Annotated in this window: 16 protein-coding genes; 3 read left to right on the top strand and 13 right to left on the bottom strand. The window is 60.8% G+C overall.

Annotated elements, in window-relative coordinates; translation table 11 throughout:
* Positions 1-31: 31 nt before the first annotated feature.
* Positions 32-691, top strand: coding sequence for a cupin domain-containing protein (locus DET50_RS11220; protein ID WP_113862939.1), 660 nt, complete (start codon positions 32-34; stop codon positions 689-691).
* Between the two features lie 37 nt (positions 692-728).
* Here DET50_RS11220 and DET50_RS11215 read toward each other — a convergent pair whose 3' ends face one another.
* The 5 genes from DET50_RS11215 to DET50_RS11195 form a co-directional block, all read right to left on the bottom strand.
* A complete protein-coding gene (locus tag DET50_RS11215; protein ID WP_113862938.1) occupies positions 729-1100 on the bottom strand; it encodes a DUF7352 domain-containing protein in 372 nt (123 codons plus the stop codon).
* Between the two features lie 104 nt (positions 1101-1204).
* Entirely contained in the window at positions 1205-2122 is a 918-nt protein-coding gene (locus DET50_RS11210; RefSeq protein ID WP_113862937.1) for a LysR family transcriptional regulator, read from the bottom strand.
* 22 nt (positions 2123-2144) lie between these two features.
* On the bottom strand, positions 2145-2762 hold the full coding sequence (locus tag DET50_RS11205) for a flavin reductase family protein (protein WP_113862936.1): 618 nt from the start codon (positions 2760-2762) through the stop codon (positions 2145-2147).
* A complete protein-coding gene (locus DET50_RS11200; RefSeq protein ID WP_113862935.1) occupies positions 2752-3957 on the bottom strand; it encodes an MFS transporter in 1206 nt (401 codons plus the stop codon). Before DET50_RS11200 ends, DET50_RS11205 begins: the two co-directional genes overlap by 11 nt.
* A 3-nt stretch (positions 3958-3960) precedes the next feature.
* Positions 3961-4785 (bottom strand): CheR family methyltransferase, encoded by an 825-nt coding sequence (locus DET50_RS11195; RefSeq protein WP_113862934.1) that lies wholly within the window; start codon positions 4783-4785, stop codon positions 3961-3963.
* A gap of 186 nt (positions 4786-4971) precedes the next feature.
* Here DET50_RS11195 and DET50_RS11190 point away from each other — a divergent pair, with 186 nt between their 5' ends.
* Both DET50_RS11190 and mnmC read left to right on the top strand, forming a co-directional pair.
* Positions 4972-5559, top strand: coding sequence for a peptidylprolyl isomerase (locus tag DET50_RS11190; RefSeq protein WP_404932737.1), 588 nt, complete (start codon positions 4972-4974; stop codon positions 5557-5559).
* A gap of 3 nt (positions 5560-5562) precedes the next feature.
* On the top strand, positions 5563-7446 hold the full coding sequence (gene mnmC, locus DET50_RS11185) for a bifunctional tRNA (5-methylaminomethyl-2-thiouridine)(34)-methyltransferase MnmC2/FAD-dependent 5-carboxymethylaminomethyl-2-thiouridine(34) oxidoreductase MnmC1 (protein ID WP_113862933.1): 1884 nt from the start codon (positions 5563-5565) through the stop codon (positions 7444-7446).
* A 4-nt stretch (positions 7447-7450) separates the two neighbouring features.
* Here the strand turns inward: mnmC and DET50_RS11180 are convergent, their stop codons facing one another.
* The 8 genes from DET50_RS11180 to DET50_RS11145 all read right to left on the bottom strand — a co-directional run bounded on the left by DET50_RS11180 (position 7451) and on the right by DET50_RS11145 (position 20501).
* Positions 7451-10207 carry a hypothetical protein gene (locus DET50_RS11180; RefSeq protein WP_113862932.1) on the bottom strand — a complete coding sequence of 919 codons (2757 nt, stop codon included), beginning with the start codon at positions 10205-10207 and terminating at the stop codon, positions 7451-7453.
* Between the two features lie 185 nt (positions 10208-10392).
* Positions 10393-12426, bottom strand: a complete 2034-nt coding sequence (gene ligA / locus DET50_RS11175) for an NAD-dependent DNA ligase LigA (protein ID WP_113862931.1) — start codon at positions 12424-12426, stop codon at positions 10393-10395.
* 72 nt (positions 12427-12498) lie between these two features.
* Positions 12499-13566 (bottom strand): cell division protein ZipA, encoded by a 1068-nt coding sequence (gene zipA / locus DET50_RS11170; protein ID WP_113862930.1) that lies wholly within the window; start codon positions 13564-13566, stop codon positions 12499-12501.
* A gap of 128 nt (positions 13567-13694) precedes the next feature.
* A complete protein-coding gene (gene smc, locus DET50_RS11165; protein ID WP_113862929.1) occupies positions 13695-17189 on the bottom strand; it encodes a chromosome segregation protein SMC in 3495 nt (1164 codons plus the stop codon).
* A 1-nt stretch (position 17190) separates the two neighbouring features.
* Entirely contained in the window at positions 17191-17850 is a 660-nt protein-coding gene (locus tag DET50_RS11160; protein ID WP_258546111.1) for a GntR family transcriptional regulator, read from the bottom strand.
* Positions 17851-18007: 157 nt separating this feature from the next.
* Complete coding sequence (gene rluB / locus DET50_RS11155; RefSeq protein ID WP_113862927.1) at positions 18008-18970, bottom strand: 23S rRNA pseudouridine(2605) synthase RluB; 963 nt, start codon at positions 18968-18970, stop codon at positions 18008-18010.
* Between the two features lie 37 nt (positions 18971-19007).
* A complete protein-coding gene (gene scpB / locus DET50_RS11150) occupies positions 19008-19628 on the bottom strand; it encodes an SMC-Scp complex subunit ScpB (RefSeq protein ID WP_113862926.1) in 621 nt (206 codons plus the stop codon).
* Positions 19629-19670: 42 nt separating this feature from the next.
* Positions 19671-20501 carry a segregation and condensation protein A gene (locus DET50_RS11145; protein WP_113862925.1) on the bottom strand — a complete coding sequence of 277 codons (831 nt, stop codon included), beginning with the start codon at positions 20499-20501 and terminating at the stop codon, positions 19671-19673.
* Positions 20502-20531: the final 30 nt, after the last annotated feature.

The following is a 20531-nucleotide window of genomic DNA, read 5'->3' as shown; positions in this document are numbered from 1 at the left end:
TTCCCGGCATTCCAGCAATCAGAGGTTTGTCATGCTCAATATGGATTTCAGTGAAAAGGTGGTGATCCGTACCGCAGAGATGGACTGGGTACCCAGCCCTGCCGGTGGCGTGATGCGGAAGCCACTGGCCCGGGAAGAAGCGGAACGGGGTCACGCCACCAGTGTGGTGCGCTATGAGCCGGGCGCATCGTTCAAGCGCCATGAACATCCGCTGGGCGAAGAAATTCTGGTACTCGAAGGCGTGTTCTCCGACGAGACCGGCGACTACCCCGCCGGCACCTACCTTCGCAACCCTCCCGGCAGTGGCCACGCCCCCTTCAGCAAGGAAGGATGTACTCTGCTGGTGAAACTGCACCAGTTTGACGAGAGAGACACGGAAACCGTCCGGGTGGATACCCGCACGGCCGAGTGGCTACCGGGGATTGGGGGGCTTCAGGTGATGCCCCTGCACGATTTCGAGCACGAGCATGTGGCACTGGTGAAGTGGCCGGCCAACGAGGTATTCCAGCCCCACCGACACTTCGGTGGCGAGGAAATCTTTGTGCTTTCCGGCGAGTTCTGCGACGAACATGGCCGCTATCCTGCCGGCACCTGGATACGCAGCCCGCACATGAGCCAGCATCACCCGTTCGTGGATCAGGAAACCGTTATCTGGGTCAAGACCGGCCACCTTCCCCTGGCAGCGCCGTAAAAAGAAAAAAGGCCCCGAAGGGCCAAGAGAGTGCGCATCAGGATGACATTGCTGAGGATTGCCAACCGACGCTGCTGAAGAGGTCGTTGCTTGCACCATCGCCTGCGGGCGTATAGCGGAAATCATTTTCTCCGGCCGGCAGGGCGAACACGTGGTAAGCCTCCGGTCCGAACGGGTCCAGTGCGGTACCGAGATAGTCGAAGCGATCCGGTACCGGCTCACCGGACAGGGCCACCCGGAACTGACGCTCGACTGTCGGTGTACCAACATTCAGCGGCTGTTCCACCCAGAGGTACACGGCCTTGTGCGGGACGATGTATTCGCAGCGCACTACCCGGTAGCCCTCTTTCAGGTTCAGGGTTGTCGGCTCTTTTCCGGCCTCAACGCGGAATTTGTGAATCGTTTTCATGGCTGCTTCCTCCGAGTTGCCACTTCACGATTCCTATGTTCCTCCGAACTCTACTTCGAGAAAATAAGCTTTTTTGATCTTTCAGCATCGACATTTTCGATGCATCAACTATCCAGATCAGTTCCAAGCGCGCTGAAATTGACTGGGTCCATGCAGATTGCCCGTACACCCTCGTGGGCGAGTTTACGGCCGCGGGTGATGGCAAACAGTTCATCCTGTACATCATCAATACTGGCGATGTGCTCCACCTCGTACTGCCGGCAGACTTCCCGGCGTATCACCGTGGGTGCCGCAAAGACGCCATAACCCTGGCGGCCGAAAACCTTGATCAGGGCACTGTCATCGACCCGGGCCATCAGCCTCATGCGCACGCCCTGCAGCGACAGCCAGTTCATCAGGCGCTCGAAATACGGCGCATCGGTGGCATTGGCCAGCAGAGGCTGGCCATTCAGGGAGTCGGGGAAGCCTTCTTTCAGCCTGGCGGCCAGTGCCGGGGCAGCAAACAGGCTGATACTGGAGCCGGCGACGGGGTGCACGGTGAAGGGTCCGTGTTCGTCCAGCCCCGGCATCCGGTCCGCCAGCACCACATCCAGCTCCTTTCGCTTGAGGCTCAGCACGAGATCTTCGGTTCTACCAGTCCGGCATTCCAGCTGCACCGGTCGTTTGAGCACCATGGCCGGCTGCAACAGGTAATAGGCAATCAGCTTGTGGATCGAGGCCGAGATACCCGCGGACAGGGTCAGGGGGCGATCAGCGGGTGCAAGGCGGAGAGTATCCGTCAGTTCCCCGGTCAGGGCGAAGATATCGTCGGCGTAGCCCAGAATCATCCGGCCGAAATCTGTCAGTGCCAGTTTTCGCCGCTCCCGGATGAAAAGCCGACCGCCCACCGCCGTTTCGAAAGTGGCAAGTTGACCACTCAGTGTTTGCGGGGCCAGATCGAGCACCTCGCTCGCCCGGGCGATCGAGCCTTCCCGGCTGATCACCCAGAAATAGTAGAGATGGCGGAGGTTGAGCTGTTCCATGGATTCTGACCTCCTGGGGGAGTCAAGCCGGACGGGGCACCTTCAGGATCTCCCCGAAGGTGACGTATTCGCTGCCTCCGAGTCGCCCCAGGGGATCAATGGCAGAACCGTCAAAACGCAGTCGCTCCTTGTCATCCCGGGCAACGGCCTCGTCCGCCACATGGATGGCGTTGATCTTGCCAAAAATCAGGGACTGGGGTGCCGCGCCGATCTCCTTGATCTCGTAGAGCTCACAGGCCAGTGCCACCCGGCAGTCTTTCAGACGTGGCAGAGGAGAGCCATCAAACTCCGTGAGTTCAAGATCTACATTTTTCATCTCGGATTCACCATGCGGCAATGTCCGTGAGGTTTCGGTCATGGCTTCCGCCAGCTCCCGATGGGCGATGTGCACCACAAAATGCCGGTTGTTTTCGATGTTCACCCGGGTGTCCTTGAAAGAACCGTCCGTGGGCTTCTTGCCGACGGAAAACATCAGCAATGGCGGATTGCTGGTAATCGGTGTGAAGAACGAGAACGGTGCCAGATTGTAATCACCGTCCGGATTCTCACTGAGCACCCAGGCGACCGGCCGGGGAATAATGGTCTGGGTGAGGATGTGATAGACCTCTTTCGGGTCCATGCCATCAAAATCAATCTGCATCTGCGCCTCCTGTCTGCAGCTTCTGGGTTGCCCTGGAACGAGCCAGCCATAGCATAACGAGAATGCCCTGAAGTACCAGGAAAGGTACGGAGACCATAACCAGACCGGACCACCCGACCCAGGCAAAAACCGCCCCGGCGGACAGCGACGCGGTGGCCTGGGAGCCGAATACAAGGACGTCATTGAGCCCCTGCACCCGGAAACGCTCGGAACCCTGGTAGCCCTGTGGCAACAAGGCAGTTCCCCCCACGAACAAAAAATTCCAGCCCATGCCCAGCAACAGGAGCGCCCACAGGTAGTGGTGGAAGCTGATTCCGGCTGCTGCTAGCAGCACACACGCGAGATAAGCCAGCAGCCCGCCGACCATCATCAGCGGAATGCCCACTACCCTGGTCAGCCAGCCGCTGATCAGGGATGGCAGGTACATGGCCATGATATGGAGCTGAATGACAGTCTTGGCATCGTCCAGGCTATGGCCGGCCATTTCAGTCATGCTCAGCGGGGTCGCGGTCATGATAAAAGCCATCACCGCGTAACCGATGGCGGCGGCACCAATCGCGGCCAGCACCATGGGATTGACCAGGATTTCCCGCAGTGGCCGACCGCCGCCAACATGGTCCTCCCGGACCAGTTCACCTTTCGACCGATAGCCGGCGAAAAGAGTGACCAATGCCGCGCCCTGCACCGTCAACAGTCCAAGCCAGCTATCCATAAACGGATAGGCTTCCTCGGGCCCAGCACCAAGCGTGGCAATCTCGGGCCCCAACCAGGCTGCACCGAGTCCGCCCAGAAGCACCCTGGCTGCGGCCGAGGCTGCAAGTTCCGGTCCCACCGACTCCATCGCGGCAAACCGGTACTGGTGCACCACCGCAAGGCCACTGCCGCCCACGACCGCAGCCACACAAAGCAACGGAAAAGATCCCTGCCAGGAAGCCAGTGCACCCAACCCGCCTGCCAGAATGCCCATGATGGCACCCAGCAGCATGACCGATTTGCGCCCTATCCGCTCCATCAGCCAGGTCGCCAGCTTGACCGAAAGCACGGTCCCGACCACCACGAGCCCCACGGGAAGCGTGGCCCACTCCGCAGACGGTGCCAGGGCCCTGCCCTGGATGCTGCCGATGACGATGATGAACGGTGCGGTACACATGGCCAGCGCTTGCGCAGCCACCAGCACCCAGACATTCAGTGGCATGGATTACTTTTTCCTGTAGGCGGTACCGCTTGGGCACTCAATGGGTTCGTAAAGCTCGGGCACATCGCCCGCCAGCTCGGAGGATCCGGCGATCAGGTAGCCGCCGGGATTGAGGGCAGCATGAAACCGGGCCAATATGGCCTTTCTCTTTTCTGCCGAGTAGTAAACCAGGACATTCTGGCAGACCACCACGTCGAACTTGCCCGGCAAAGTGCGTTGAAGCAGGTTCAGCTCACGGAACTCGATCAGGGCACGGATGTCGGGGCTGACTTGCCAGCCCCCCTTTTCGACGGACCGGAAAAACCGCTCCTTGCGTCCAGAGGTAACGCCGGTATCGTCAGGTCCGACTTCGTAGTGAGCCCGTCGGGCAACTTCCAGGGCGCTCCTGGAGGTGTCCGTCGCCAATATCCTGATCGAGCCCAGGCTACCGGGATTCTGCTCCCGGAACTCGCTTGCGGCCATGGCGAGGGAGTACGGCTCCTGGCCGGTTGAACAGGCGGCAGACCAGATGGCCACCCGCTTGCCCGGGCTGCGCCCGGCGATATCGGGTAACACGTGATCGCCCAGCAATGAAAACACCGCTGCGTCAACGAACCACCGGCTCTCGCTCATGGTGATCGCATCAATGACAGCTTCCTTCAGGCCGGACCGCCCCGGTCGGTCGAGCCGTTCCAACAGATCCACGATGGAAGCCAGTTGATGATTATCCAATACAGGCCGCAGGCGTCGCCGTGCCAAATTCTCGGCACTGTCCCGCAGCAGGATCCCGCAGGCGTCCCGAAGATAGGCCTGCAAGGCCTGATAGTCGCTTGTCTTTAAAGTTTCCATTGACTCATTATTATATTCGCGTAATTAACGTGGCATTTTACCACCTTCGGCTGGCCGTTGTGTGGGATCAATCTGCTAACATCCTGTTTCACCCAGCTGGTCCCGCTGATCTACCCCGGTCAGAACTTTGCCTACAACATCGAGAGTGTCCCGGATATGACCCAATACATGCCTTTTTCCCGCCAACTGGTTTCCCCGCTGCTGGCCACTCTGACTGCTTTTTGCCTGGCGTCAGCGCCCGTACAGGCCCAATCGGGAGACGAGGACGCGACAACGCCAGAAGTCCGGTTTGAAACAAATCAGGGTGACTTCGTGCTCGAACTTCGCCCCGATGTGGCGCCGGAAACCGTCGAGAACTTCCTTCAATACGTTCGGGACGGATTCTATGAAGGCACGGTGTTTCACCGTGTCATCCCCGGTTTCATGATCCAGGGCGGCGGATTCACGCCTGAGCTGTCCCGGAAACCGACCCGGGATCCGATCGTCAACGAGGCCAGCAAGGAGCTTCCGAACCAGCGGGGCACCATTGCCATGGCCCGAACCAACAATCCGGATTCGGCAACTTCCCAGTTTTTCATCAACGTGGTCGACAATGACTTCCTCAATGCCGGTGTCCGTGGCCCTGGCTACGCCGTGTTTGGTGAGGTTACCGAAGGCATGGATGTGGTTGATTCCATCGCCGGTGTCGAAACCGGCTACGCCCGTGGCATGAGAGACGTACCGGTCGAGCCGGTCATCATCGAGAAGGTTTCGGTCGTCAGCAACGACGAGTAGAGAATGACTGAGAGCACAACGCGCCCGCCAGCCCCAGCCATCGAACCCGCCGATCTAGCCTGGCGGGACGGAATACCGGAGTCGGCCCGGTTCGGGGACGTCTATTTCTCCCGCGACAATGGTCTCGAAGAGACCCGATATGTCTTCCTGAACCACAACAACCTGCCCGACCGTTTCCGGGACGTGCCTGCGCAGCGAGCATTCGTGATCGCGGAGACCGGATTCGGCACCGGCCTCAACTTTCTTGCCGCCTGGCAGGCCTGGCGGGAACACCGGCCGGCTAACGGGTCCGTACTGCATTTCATCTCCGCAGAACGCTACCCGCTTACACCGGGTGACCTCAAGCGGGCGCTGGACCTCTGGCCCGAACTGGCACCACTCGCTCAAGAACTGCTTGCCCAATACCCGCCTCTGGTCCGGGGTACACACCGCCTGGTACTGGATGAGGGCCGGGTGCGCCTGACCCTGTACTTTGGCGATGTCCTGGAGGCCTGGGGAGCCCTGTCATTCTCTGCCGACGCCTGGTTCCTCGATGGTTTCGCTCCGGCCCTGAATCCCGGCATGTGGCTGGACCAGGCCATGGCGCTTATCCGCGAGCACAGCAGACCGGGCACCACCCTGGCCACGTTCACTGCGGTTGGCAGGATACGCCGTGCGCTCGAGGACGAAGGATTCGAGATGCGCAAAACCCCGGGCTACGGACGCAAACGGGACATGATAGCCGGGGTGCTGACCGGCACCGCTTGCAGTGACTCGCCTGTGCCTTCCGGCACCGTGGCCATCATTGGTGCAGGCATCGCCGGCACCCTGCTGGCCCGGAACCTGGCCAGTCGTGGGGTGGCCGTCACCCTGATTGATGCAGAAGAGAACGCTGGTGCCGCGGCCTCCGGCAATCTTCAGGGCGCGATGTATGTAAAGCTCGGCGTCGAATTCAATACCCAGACAGAACTGGCCCTCTCCGCCCTGACCTTCAGCCAGCGTACCTACGAACCATACCGGGATGCCTTCTGGCACCCGACCGGTCTGCTACAGCTGGCATGGAATCCCCAGGAACAGGACCGGCAGGCCCGCTTCCTGGAGCGCAACCAGTATCCCGAAGAGCTTCTGTACCCTGTGGACGCGGCCACCGCCTCCGAACTTACCGGCACCCCCGTCGCCAACGGTGGGCTCTGGTTCCCCCATAATGGCTGGCTGTCACCCGGCAGCCTATGCCGGGAGCTGGCCCGTCACGCGCTCATCGATTGCCGGTTCGGCACACGAGTGGATCGGCTGATGCCCTGTAACGGAAAATGGCACCTTTCCAGCCGTGATGGGGCGGACATTATCGCGGATAGTGTGGTGATTGCGGCAGGCCACCAAACGGCGGAACTGATCCCGCTCAAGGGTGAATATCGGTTCAAGGCGATCCGGGGCCAGGTAACCCACCTCCCCGGGGAAGCCATCCGGGCACCGAAGGCGGTTATCTGTGGCCAGAAATACCTGAATCCGTGCCAGGACGGTCTGGCAGTGACCGGGGCCACCTTTGACCTGCACAGTGCCGATCCCTCGGTCACCCACGAGGCAAACAACGAGAATCTCGAGCAGCTCGGTGCCATGTTGCCCGGGTTATTTGCTGAGAACGGAAGTAACGGGGATTTCGGGGGTCGGGTCGGGTTTCGCTGCACAACCCACGATTACCAACCAGTGGCCGGAATGATGGCAGACTGCAACGGGCATTCACTCGAAGGCGTCTATCTTCTCACCGGTCTGGGGAGCAAGGGCCTCACTTACGCCCCACTGCTGGCCGAATACGTGGCGGACCAGCTCACCGGGCAACCGGCCTGCCTGCCCGCGCCACTTGCCCACAGCGTCCGGCCGGACCGGATGTGCCGGCGCCGGGCCGGCTGAGGCCTCAGTTTAGCGGTGTCAGCAGCTGCCCCTCGGGACTGAACAGGATAATCATGCGGTCCTCCCCCGAGCGCACCAGCGCCGTGATTTCGTCATCCCGGTAGTTGGCGAGTCTCCGAACGGACGTCGCTCCGGTCGTCAGTTGGTATCGCCATTCGTTGCGGAACTCCGGCTCGCTGTCATCGGTTTCGACCGGCTCGACCAGCGAAATGCGGCTGACGATGCCCTGGGTCTGGCCGGATGAAGTGATGGCCTCTCCGGTGAAATTACCATCGGTTTCGCCCCCGGCCACCATATCGCCACCAAACCCGGTCAGGCCGTGGAAAGACTCTCTGGATGCATCCGTCGTGTCATTCAGGGTAAACGCCCTGCTAACCTCTCCGGTCGCGGAATAGGACAGCAGGAAACCGGCCTGACTGGACAAAGGCTCACGCGCCAGGATTTGAAGATCGTCCTCGCCGGTGGTGACGGAGTAATCGCCATTACTTTCGCCCAACAGCCACAGGTTATTCCCACTGAACAAACCCGCCGCAACCTTCTCGTCACCGGCTGTTCCAACCTGATAAACCGTCGGCGTGGTTGACGCCCCGCTGTAAGCATAGAAATAGGCGTCTTCTCCACCGATCACCTCGGCGCCACCCACGGAGCCGCTTGCCGAACCGAACAGCATGGGCGACATAGACAGCACCGAACTGCCCGCCACGGCATCGTCGCTGGCAGATCCCACCTGTCGGGTCCAGGCGACTTCGGGCACCGGCGTGTCGCCGTCCAGCACCGCATCAATCCGTTGCAGGAAGCTGTCTACGCCGCCGGCCGAACTTTGCCCTGGCCAGGTTCCGCTGGTCTCACCGGCCAGGATCATATAGCCGGAATCCGGATTGATCCCGGCATCCCGGATCCGGTCATCACCTGCGGTGCCGCTGCGCAGTGTCCAGTAAGGCACGTACTCGCCTCCATTCAAATCACCGTCAAACCGGAACACAGACGCCAGCACGTCTTCACCCCTCGCTGGCGTTGTTCCCGCAATCTCAACATCACTGCTGTAGGCAACAAGGAACTCATACCGGTCCACCTTGGTGTTGTTCTCGGTAACCTTCCTGTTCACGACAGCAATGACCGGGGACGACGGCGCAAGACTGACGCCCTCCGGCGTAACGCCCGCCTCCTGTAGCAGGTTACCTTTCTGGTCAAAGATCCTGACCTTGACCCGGTTACCATCCGCACCATCGTAGCCGGCCAGGAAAAGCCGGCCATTGTGTCCTAGGGCCATGTCCATGGGCACGAAACCTCCGGTGGCAGGCAGAACAAGCGGTGTGGTCAGTTCATTCAGGCTGACACGAAGCAGATCCTCGGACGCAGGCCTGGCATATCCCTCGCGCCCCGCCTGATAGGTCTCGTCCAGAGCCATCTCGATAAAACGGTCGGCCAGATCCGGATTGGTATAGCTATCCACAGGTACGCGCACCCGGAAGGTAACCGCATCCTGATCCGCAGGGAAACTGAGGGTCGGATTCTCCACCCAGAGTCCGCTCTCCTGCTGCTCGATCACAAACTCGCTGTCGAGTCGCGCCGTGGAGCTCTCGGAATGGATCAAACGAGCCTGAACGATGCCATACCGTTCGCCTGTCAATCTGGCCCGGTATTCCCGGAAATCCCCCACATTCAGGGTGTCGCGGGGCCCGCCTTTCAGGGTCTCCAGGGACACCACCGGTTCGTTGTCATCAATGGTGATGCTGGTCTGTACCCCACCATTGTTGGGCCCCAGCCCGGCAAGGCCGGAGCGGACCTCGGTCAGGGTCAGCTGTGCAGACTCGGAAAGCTCGGCGAAACTGTCCTCGACCACCTCGAGACGGATATAGCATTCGGTGATTCCCGGCTCAAGGGTAACCACACCCCGGGTCAGATAGCCGTTGTCATCCGCTTCATAGGAGAGGTAACCCAGCGGGTCGCCGTTTTCATCTACGGGCGCCGGAGAGCTGGTGCCGAGGCCCACAATGTCCTTGCCGATGATGGCATCGCTGGCATTGGCAGCACTGAAATCGCAACGCTGGTGGGGTGCGGTGCCGGTAAACGACGGATCACATCTGGAGGGGTCATACTGGGAGCTGAGCTCAAAGGCGACGCCAACACGGGTCACCGAAGGCTTGTCGAGGGTCACCTTGACGGCGACCTGACGGGTGGGCAGGGTCACGTCCTTTTCACCATCAACCGCACCTGACTCGTCATAGGTATTAATGGTAAAGGTATGTTCTCCCGCCCCGGAGAGATCCGGCAACGCGCAATGCTCCCCGCCCGGAGCCGCAAGTTCCGGAACCTCGCCCTCGGTGAAGCTGGCAGCCTCCAGAGCCAGGGGGTTGTAACGCACTTCGATATCAAACGGCATGGTACCGGCCAGGCTGCCGTCCGTGGTCACCAGATTGATGTCTTCGGTTTTGCCGAGATCCGCTTCACCCCGACTGCCTCCGGTCAGACCGGGCACACCGTACATGATCACACCCTGGCGGGCCTTGTTGCTGATGTCCTCCAGCGCCAGCCAGGACGGCGCGTTGGTCAGACTGTAATCGAGAATGCCTTCGCCACCGTAGGCGCCCCAGTTGTAGTAGTACTCGACGCCCAGGTAGGCATTGGACGGTGGCGCCCCAAGGATGGTTGGCTGATCCGGATCTTTCTCGGTTTTACAGCCAACGAGAGCAGTCAGGAGAAGTATCAGGCCGGTAAGGCGGAGACCGGAAGCGATGCGGGAACAACTATCGGCGCGCATGGAAAAGTCCGTTTCGGAGCGGTGTTATTGTGGGTGTGCGCCCGCCACTAAGGCTGATTTACACACCGTTACAGAACAACGCCATGGTAGCCAATTTGTCTAAGACGGGATCTGCGCGAGTTCTCAGATTCGCTGCCCGCAAACCGTCCTGGTCTGCGGCCAGCCGCACGTTTGTGATGCAGGGCTCAGCCTCCGAGGCCGTTCTCTTTCAACAGTTCCAACAATCCTTCCTCGTCAAGAACCGGAACACCCAACTGCTCGGCCTTGGCCAGCTTTGACCCTGCCGCTTCACCGGCCACAACACAGGCGGTTTTCTTCGAAACGCTCCCGGCGACTTTTGCGCCCAGGGCTTCCAGCTTCTCCTTGGCCTCATCACGGGTCATCCCGGACAGGGTCCCGGTGAGAACCCAGGTTTCGCCCTGAAGCGGCTTCTCGCCCTGCTCCACCACCTCTTCCTGCCAACGGACACCGGCGTCCTTCAGAGCCTGGAGGGTTTCCTGGTTGTGAGACTGATCGAAAAAGCTGCGGATATGTCCGGCGACAATGGGGCCTACGTCCGGCACTTCCTGCAGCGCCTCCTCGTCTGCATCGGCGATGGCCTCAAGGGTTCCGAAATGACTGGCAAGACCCTTGGCAGTCGCCTCGCCCACTTCCCGGATTCCAAGGGCATAGAGGAAACGCCAGAGCACCGGTTCCCGGGAGCCCTCAATGGCTTTCACCAGGTTGCTCGCGGACTTCTCACCCATTCGTTCCAGGCTGGTCAGATCCTTGACCTTGAGGTGATACAGGTCCGCCACGGTTTTGACCATGCCACGGTCCACCAGGATATCGATCCATTTGTCCCCAAGCCCCTCGATATCCAAAGCCTTTCTGGAAGCGTAATGGCGGATGGCCTCTTTCCGCTGGGCCGGGCAGTACAGACCGCCGGAACAGCGGGCAACGGCCTCGCCTTCGATCTGAATAACGTCGGAGCCGCACACCGGACAGGTCTTCGGCAGCTCCACCGCTTTGGCGTTTTCCGGGCGCTTGTCGGCAACTACCTTGACCACCTGGGGAATCACATCCCCGGCCCTGCGGATGAATACGCTGTCGCCGATGTGAACGTCCAGCCGGCGGATCTCATCCATATTATGGAGCGTCGCGTTGCTGACGGTGACGCCGCCAACGAACACCGGCTTCAGGCGCGCAACCGGAGTGACAGCACCGGTACGGCCAACCTGGAATTCAACGTCCTCGATGACAGTCAGCTCTTCCTGGGCCGGGAACTTGTGGGCAATGGCCCACCGGGGAGCCCTGGACACAAATCCCAGCTGCTGCTGCAGATCGAGTCGGTTTACCTTGAACACAATGCCATCAATCTCGTACGGGAGAGAGTCCCGTTTTTCCATCAGCTCGTTATAGGCCTCGAGACACTCCTCCACACCTTTGGCCTTGCGCATTTCCGGATTGATACGGAAACCCCAACGCTTGACCTGCTGCAGGCCGTCCCACTGGGTATCTGGCAAGAGACTCTCGTCGGGGACGGCCACACTGTAGGCACACATTTCCAGCGGGCGTTTGGCGGTAACCGTGGACTTCTTCTGACGCAGGCTTCCGGCGGCGGCATTCCGGGGATTCACGAAGGTTTTCTCACCCCGGTCCGCCAGCCGCTGATTGAGCTTCTCGAAGCCGGCCTTGGGCATGTACACCTCGCCCCGGACTTCCACCATCTCCGGCACATCGTCACCACGAAGCTTGAGCGGCACCGAGGGGATCGTACGGATATTCGCGGTGATGTCCTCACCGCTGTAACCATCGCCCCGGGTAGCGGCCACGGTCAGGGAACCATTCTCGTATTGAAGGCTGACCGCAAGGCCATCGAGCTTGGGCTCGCATACGTACTCGATTTCTCCGTCAGAGCCGAGACGCTCCCGGACCCGCCGGTCAAAATCCCTGAGTTCTTCTTCACTGAAGGCATTGTCCAGGGAAAGCATCGGCAGCCGGTGAACCACTTCCTCGAAACTGGTCTCGGCGCTGCTGCCCACCCTTCGGGTGGGAGAATCGTCGGAGGCGAGTTCGGGGTAGTCTGCCTCAAGCTGTTGCAGCTCCCGGAACAGTCGGTCGTATTCTGCGTCCGGAATGCGGGGATCATCCAGGACGTAATAATGGTAGTTGTGGTCCTCGATCTGGGACCGGAGTTCGTCAACACGCTTGATAATGTCGGGCGTGGCTTTGCTCATCGATGGGCACTCTCGGCTGTCACAAAAATGCCCGGACCAGTGCCGGGCATTACGCTTTCGTTGTTACGACCCTCAAACCCGCTGGGATCGTTGCTTACGCTCGAACTCGCGGATGCGCTGACGACAATGCTCGATGGTCTGGGGCGTCATCACACTTCGCCGTTCGTCCTTGAGTTCACCTCCCAGGTTACGAACCACCGCCTGGGCGGTCTCCAGCATGAAATCGAAGGCCTGAAGTGGCTTGGACGGACCGGGCAGGCTCATGAAGAAGCTGATCCCGGGCGTCTTCATACCCGGAATATCGGAGGGCTTGAAGGTGCCGGGTTCCACCGCATTGGCCACACTGAACTGCACCGGGCTAATGGTGTCCGCCTCCTCGTGGCGGTGATAGATATCCATGTCGCCATGTTCAAGCCCACATGCCTCGAACAGTTTCTTGAGGGCGATGCCCGTGAACTCTTCGCCACTACGGGCGAGTATGTTGATCACAATCACTTCCCGGGCCTCGGGACGGTTGGCACCCGCCAGTGGCTGGTCAGAACGACGCGCGGTGGGAGTTCTCCGGGCGGTGTCCTCCTCCACCTCGCTGGTGACAATCGGGGGCGCATTTTCTGCCGGTGACTGTCTGGCAACCCGGGGCTCTTCAGTCACCTCGGCCTCCTCAGGCCGGGGCGCTGGTTCTGGCGCCACAGTGCGGGGCTCGCCGACGATACCGTCATCAACCGTTTCGTCGTCACGGGCGCCCCAGCCGGCGTCCTGAATGTAGTCCTCCTGATCGGCAGAAGACAGATGCTCGTCCTCCGCCATTTCGGGTGCAGGCTCCGCGGGCTGTTCCGGTTTACGGCTTTCCTTCGCCGGCCGGGTCGGTTTGGGCGGCGGATTGCCGAAGCGGCTGGATTTTTCGGGTTTGACGTAACCCCGCTCTTCCAGGACGTCACGGGAGATGGTCCGGGCACCGCCATTGGGCAATTCGGGGTTGTACTCCTCTTCGAGGGGAGATTCGTCGAGGTCATCCGCTCCCATCCCCGACGAAATGGCCATGGACTCCTTCCGAGCCCGGCGCATCCGACGAATACCATCGATCACGATGCCGAGAATAACCAGGGTACCTATGGCGATTAACCATTCCCTAAGAGACATAGTGCTGTCGTCCTGTCTGCAGGTTCAATAATGTTGCTACTCTAAGAAAAGCCTGTAATGAATACAACGCGCAGCCGGGCCAGATGGCTTTTTTGTCATCCTTGATGGCAATTCAACCAGTTCCGGCATCAGGCCTCGGCCAGGGCTGCTGCTTCCTCCACATCCACGGACACCAGCCGCGAACAACCCGGTTCGTGCATGGTCACCCCCATCAACTGGTCCGCCATCTCCATGGCGATCTTGTTGTGGGTAATGTAGATGAACTGCACCTGCTTTGACATCTCCTTGACCATATTGGCGTAGCGGCCGACGTTGGCATCGTCCAGCGGCGCATCCACCTCATCGAGCATACAGAACGGGGCCGGGTTGAGCTGGAAAATGGAGAACACCAACGCGATCGCCGTCAGGGCCTTCTCACCACCGGAGAGCAGATGGATGGTGCTGTTCTTCTTGCCCGGGGGCCGCGCCATGATGGCGACACCGGTTTCCAGCAGATCCTCGCCGGTCAGCTCCAGATAGGCGTTACCGCCCCCGAACACTTTCGGGAACAGTGCCTGCAGGCCGCCATTGACCTGGTCGAAGGTTTCCTTGAAGCGCTGGCGGGTTTCCCGGTCGATCTTCCGGATCGCGTTATCCAGAGTTTCCAGGGCTTCCATCAGGTCCTCGTGCTGGCTGTCCAGATAGGTCTTGCGCTCGCTCTGGACCTGGTATTCCTCGATGGCCGCAAGGTTAATGGCACCCAGTCGCTGAATCCGGTTGCCGATCTTCTCCAGCTCATCGGCCCAGTCCTTCTCATTGGCGCCTTCCGGCAGCTGCTCCAGTACTTCCTGGAGCTTCACATCCAGTTCTGTGAGTTGCTCAATGTGGTTGCCTGACCGGATCTCCAGTGCCTGGGACTCCATCTTGAGTTTTTCCAGCCGGGCGCGGACATCCTGGATTTCATGGTCAATCCGGCTTCGGGCCTGTTCCTTCTCCCGAACCTCCCGGTCAATCTCCTCGAGGGAATCCCGTGCCGCACCGAGCTTCTCCTCTTCCGCCAGCCTGCGGTCCAATAGTCCTTCGAGCTGCATCTGCAGGTCTTCCATGGGCTCCTCGGCACTCTCCCGCGCTTCCCGCAGGATCTCCAGGCGCTCCTGGATCCGCTCCTTCTGCAGCTGCATCCGGTCAATAGTCTGCTTCAGGCCCTCACGCTGGCTGTTCAGGGTCTGCAACTGCAGCTGCAGCTGGTGGGCATGGTCCCGGTCATGACGGGCCTCCTGGCGCAGGCGGTCCAGGTTCTCGCGGAGCGTATCCCGTTGCTCCAGCAATCTTTCCTTTTCCTCGTCGCTGTCTTCCGAGGAGGCCAATGCCTGCTGCCATTCTTCCCGGGCCATCTGCAAGCTTTCCTGCTGGTCCTCGAGGCTGACAGCAACGTCGTCACGGTCCTCGGTGATCCGTTGCAGCCGGGCATCGATCTGCTCGGCCCGCGCCTTGAGACCGGAGATTCTGGAGCCGAGACTGCTGAGCTCGCGCTCGGCATCGGACAGTTTCGCCTGAGCGTCCTCCCGGGTTGCTTCCGCCCGCTCGGTGCGCTCCTGGAGTTGCTCAAGGCGTTCGCTTGCCGCCTCCATGGCGTCCTCGGCGCTGGCCAGTTGTTCCGTCAGTTCGGCAACCTTTTTCTGGCGTTCGATCACGCCCACCTGACCGGCATCCGAGTCCGGCATCAGGATCCAGTCACGGGCGACCCAGATACCTTCACGGGTAATCAGGCTCTGACCAGTGACCAGGCTTTCCCGCATGGCGAGTGCTTCGTTCAGGTGTTCAGCGGTATCGATTCCATCCAGCATCGCGGTTACCGCCGGAACACCGGAGACCCGCGCAGCAAGCCCGGCACCACTGCCGGCATTCCCGGAACGGTCCTCAACCACCGCCAATCCCCGCGGGGCGTCCGCCATGGCACCGGAGAGTTCGGAGATGCCCGGCAGGGCCAGACCCTGGGTGAACCGGCCGATGACCTGCTCCACGGCAAATTCCCAGCCGTCGTCAATCCGCAGGCGTGAGGCCACTCTGGGAGCATCCATCAGATCGTGGTCGGCGAGCCAGGATTGCAGCCGATCATCCTGGCTACCCAGCTGTTCATCCAGCAGCCCCTGCTGGGATTCGAGCGACGCCCGGAGACTCTGGACCCGCTGGCGCTCCTCGGACAGGGCATTTTCGGCCTCGCGCTGCTGCTGGCGGGCTTCGTAGAGTTCGTCCTGGATATCCGCAATGCGCTCAGAGGCTTCTTCCCGCTGGAGCTCCAGGGTCTCCTGTTGCTCCAACAGGCCTTCCAGTTCGGCGCGGTCCATCTGGCCTTCGAGCAGTTCACGCTCGTCCTCCAGTTTCCGGCTGCGGTTCCGGAGCTGTTCGATGGCATCTTCCAGGGAGCGGATCCGGGACTGGGCCAGCTCCGCCTGACGGCGGGCATCGGAAGAACGGGTACTGAAATCTTCCCATTTGTGCTGCCAGTCGCTCATGGCATCTTCGGCCTGCTGGAGTTTCTCACCGGACTCCTCGGAACGGATCGCCAGGGCTTCCTGTTCCGGCTCCATCATGTCCAGCTCTTCCTGGATACCGGCCAGCTTTTCCTCGTCCTGTTCCAGCTCACGCGCCAACTCACGCTCGTTGGCCATGGCCTGGTCCAGTTCCGTGGCCGTTTGGCGGCTGCGCTCGCGCTGGTGTTCCAGGCTCTGCTCGATGCGGGCGATATCGGCGCCGGCCTCGTAGTAACGGGCCTGGGCGCGATTGAAATGTTCCGTGCGTTCCTGGTGACTTTCCCGGAGCGATTCAAGGGAAGTTTCAAGGCTAACTCTTTCGGTCAGCTGCTTTTCCAGTTCCAGCTCGGTGTCCCGGATCTTGCCACGCCAGGTCTGCAGGTCGTTGTCCAGGGACTGCCAGCGAAGCACGGTCAACTCCGCCTTCTTCTGGCGTTCTTCCTGCTTGTAGGCCTTGTACTTCTCGGCGGCAGCGGCCTGGCGCTCCAGGTGCTGCAACTGGCGGGACAGTTCGTCACGCAGGTCGGTGAGACGCTCGAGGTTTTCCTGGGTGCGGCGGATACGGTTTTCGGTTTCCCTGCGCCGTTCCTTGTACTTGGAGATTCCCGCGGCTTCCTCGATATAAACCCGGAGTTCTTCCGGTTTGGCCTCGATCAGCCGGGAAATCATGCCCTGCTCGATAATGGCGTAGCTGCGAGGCCCCAGACCGGTACCCAGGAACAGATCGGTGATGTCACGGCGGCGGCATTTCGCGCCATTCATGAAGTATTCGGACTGGCCTTCCCGGGACACCCGACGGCGCACGGAGATCTCATTGAAGCGGGCGAACTCGCCAGGCGCGGAGCCATCGCTGTTGTCGAACACCAGTTCGATAGAGGCCTGGCCCACGGGCTTGCGGGCACTGGAGCCATTGAAGATGACGTCGGTCATGGATTCGCCACGCAGGTACTTGGCGGAGCTTTCCCCCATGACCCAGCGCACCGCGTCAATAATGTTCGACTTGCCACAGCCGTTGGGCCCCACCACCGCGGTCATGTTGGAGGGGAAGGGAACCGTGGTCGGATCAACGAAGGACTTGAAACCGGACAGCTTGATGGACTTCAGGCGCATATCAGGCGCTCTCCTCGTCCCTGAGAATACTCAGCACCTGCTGGCGCTGGTGCTCGCCGAAGGCCTGGATGGCCGCCTGGAGGCGCTCAGCATCGCCGGCGGTGGCGGCATCCGCCAGCTGGCGGAAGAAAGTGGCCGTCTCGTCAATTTCTTCCCGGAAATGTTCCAGTGCCACGAAGTAGGTGCGGCTGATGGCGGGCCGGAAATTCTCCAGGGTCTCCTCCAGGAACGGATTCTCCACCAGACGGTAGGCATAGCGCATGACGCCGAAGCCGGCGTCGATCACCTGTTCCGCCGCATCGGCACTGCTGGAGTTGAGGGCGTCGATCACCGCCTGCAGTTCCCGGACCTGGCCCATGACACCACCCAGCTCCTCGCCGGACCAGCGCTCGAGCACTTTTCGCCCCAGCATGCACAGGAGATCAATGTAGATATCGTAGAGGTTGTTGACGCTATCGGCCGTCAGTCCTGAAACCACGGCGCCCCGGCGAGGAAAGATTTCCACCAGGTGCCGCCGCTGCATGATCAGCAGGGCCTCACGGACCGAGCCGCGGCTCACGTTCAGTTCGCCGGCGACCTTGAGTTCCTGGATTCGCTCGCCTGGCTTGAGATCACGGGTGATGATCCTTTGTCCCAGGTGCTGGGCAATCTGTTCGGACAAACTTTCAGGAGCCTGAAACCTCATAAATTCTGGCGCTCACTTCCTGGATGAATACAGTCACAAGCGCTGGAGTTTAGCACAGGCTTGCACTGGCCCCACCCCCTTGTCCGACATTTTGATTGCCCACTCCGGATTTTTCCGGACCGCTCCCCCAGCCTTATTTGCGGGGTTGGGGACGGCGGCGCGGTTTCGGCTTTTCTGGAGCAGAATCAGTAACCTGCCATTTATTGGCGCCAGGCCTTTTGCCAGGGCGGGACGGCGCCTTACGGCGACGGCGGTCATGGGCGGCCTGCTCGCCCGGGGTCTTGGCAGGAATCTCCACCGGATCCAGACCGACAGTACGGCTCAGAAGGTCCACCGCTTTCTGATCCAGCTCTTCCCATTTACCCACGGTCAGGCGGCTGGGCAGGAAGATCGGCCCATAACGCACACGCTTGAGCCGGCTCACCTTCACGCCCTGGGATTCCCAGAGGCGACGAACCTCGCGCTTGCGGCCCTCCATGAGGGTTACATGGAACCACTGGTTAATGCCCCTGCCCCCGGCCGGCGTAACGTCCGTGAACTTTGCCATACCGTCTTCAAGAAGCACCCCTTCGAGCAGGCGCTCGATCATGGCCTCGTCCACCTCACCGAAAATCCGCACGGCGTATTCCCGGTCGATTTCGCTGGACGGGTGCATCAGCCGGTTGGCCAGCTCGCCGTCGGTGGTAAACAGCACCAGGCCGGTGGTGTTGATGTCCAGACGGCCGATGGACAGCCAACGGTGGTCTTTCAGTCTCGGCAGCCGGTCAAACACCGTCGGCCGGCCTTCCGGATCCTTGCGGGTCGTCACCTCACCTTCGGGCTTGTTGTAGATCAGAACCCGGCGCAGCACCTCGGCGGCACCGGATACGTCCAGCCGCTTGCCATCCAGGTCGAAACGGTCTTGTGCGGTGGCCTTCTGGCCGGGACTGACCGGCTGGCCGTTGACGGTGAGCCGGCCGGCTTCCATCCAGCCCTCGATTTCCCGGCGGGAGCCGACACCGGCCCTGGCCAGGAGTTTCTGTACCCGCTCCGGAGTATCCGGGCTGCCAGTTTCCTGACGTTTTGCTGAGCCTTGGCTTGGTCGATCTGACGCCATGGTTAAATCCTTGATAATGACTGACGCTAATGTGAGGTCAGTGAATGGTCTGCTGACTGGATTCGGGGGACTCGAACTCGATCTCCCCCTGCATGTTCTTCTCGATTTCCCGGCCGATTTCCTCGAGATCCCGCACTTCCGACAGTGGCGGCAATTGATCCAGGCCGGTCAGATTGAAATAATCCAGAAACTGTTTGGTCGTGGCATACATGGCCGGGCGGCCCGGTACGTCCCGGTGGCCGACAACGCGCACCCACTCTCGCTCAAGCAGGGTGCGAATGATATTGCTGCTTACCGTAACACCACGGATATCCTCGATTTCCCCCCGGGTAATCGGCTGCCGGTAGGCGATCAACGCCAGGGTCTCCAGCAAGGCCCGGGAATAGCGCTGGGGTTTCTCCTCGAACAGGCGTCCGACCCAGGGTGCGTACTCTTCCCGCACCTGAAGCCGGTAACCGCTGGCCACTTTTTTCAGCTCAAAGCCCCTGCCCTCGCACGCCGCCTCCAGCTGAACCATGACATGCTCCATCACCTGCCGGGCCGGCCGCTCATCCTCGGTGAACAGTTCCCGGAGCTGTTCCAGTGAAAGCGGCTTGCCCGCCGCCAGCAGGGCGGCCTCGGCAATGGCCTGAATCCTTAGCAGGTGTTCTTCATTCATGATCAGAATCCGGTGTCTTGGGGTTTCTGGACTTGATAACGTTCAGCTGGCCGCACGGGCCCGGACGTGAATCGGTCCCAGCGTTTCGCCCTGAACCACCTCGATCAGCTGTTCCTTGACCAGCTCCAGTGTGGCCAGGAAGGTTACCACCACGCCAAGCCGACCCTCTTCAGGGGTAAACAGGCTTTCGAAGGACACGAACCGGTCGTCCTGCAGCACAGAAAGAATGTGCGACATCCGCTCACGGGTCGACAGGATTTCCTTCTCCACGTGATGACTGGTAAACAGATCCGCACGCTTCAGCACCCCCTGCATGGCCAGCAGCAGCTCCCGGAGATCCACATCGGGATGGGGCTGGCTGGACGGCAGCTTCGGCAATGCTGCCGATGCGCCGAAGGTATCACGCTCCATTCGGGGCAGTTCGTCGATATCCTCCGCCGCCTGCTTGAAGCGTTCGTACTGCTGGAGCCGGCGTATCAGTTCCGCCCGGGGATCGATTTCTTCCTCATCCTCAGACTCCTGTCGCGGCAGCAACATGCGGGACTTGATCTCGGCCAGGGTGGCAGCCATCACCAGGTACTCCGCGGCCAGTTCGAAGCGCATCGCCTCCACCGCCCCGATGTAGTCCATGTACTGCCGGGTGATCTCGCTGACATCAATGTCCAGGATATTCATGTTCTGGCGACGGATCAGATACAACAGCAGATCCAGGGGGCCCTCAAAGGCCTCCAGGAACACCGCCAGCGCATCGGGTGGAATGTACAGGTCTTTGGGAAGGTCAACGACGGGCTTGCCGGAAACCAGTGCCAGCGGCGTCTGTTCATCAGGCGCCTGTTCTGCTTCCGCTACCGTGGTGCTGGTATCGTCCGTCATAGCCTTCCCTCGGATGACACTGACCGGGAT

Source organism: Marinobacter pelagius, assembly GCF_003315345.1.
Taxonomy (GTDB): domain Bacteria; phylum Pseudomonadota; class Gammaproteobacteria; order Pseudomonadales; family Oleiphilaceae; genus Marinobacter; species Marinobacter pelagius_A.
Note: the sequence above shows the minus strand (reverse complement) of the source record. Positions and strands in the feature narration are given on the sequence as shown.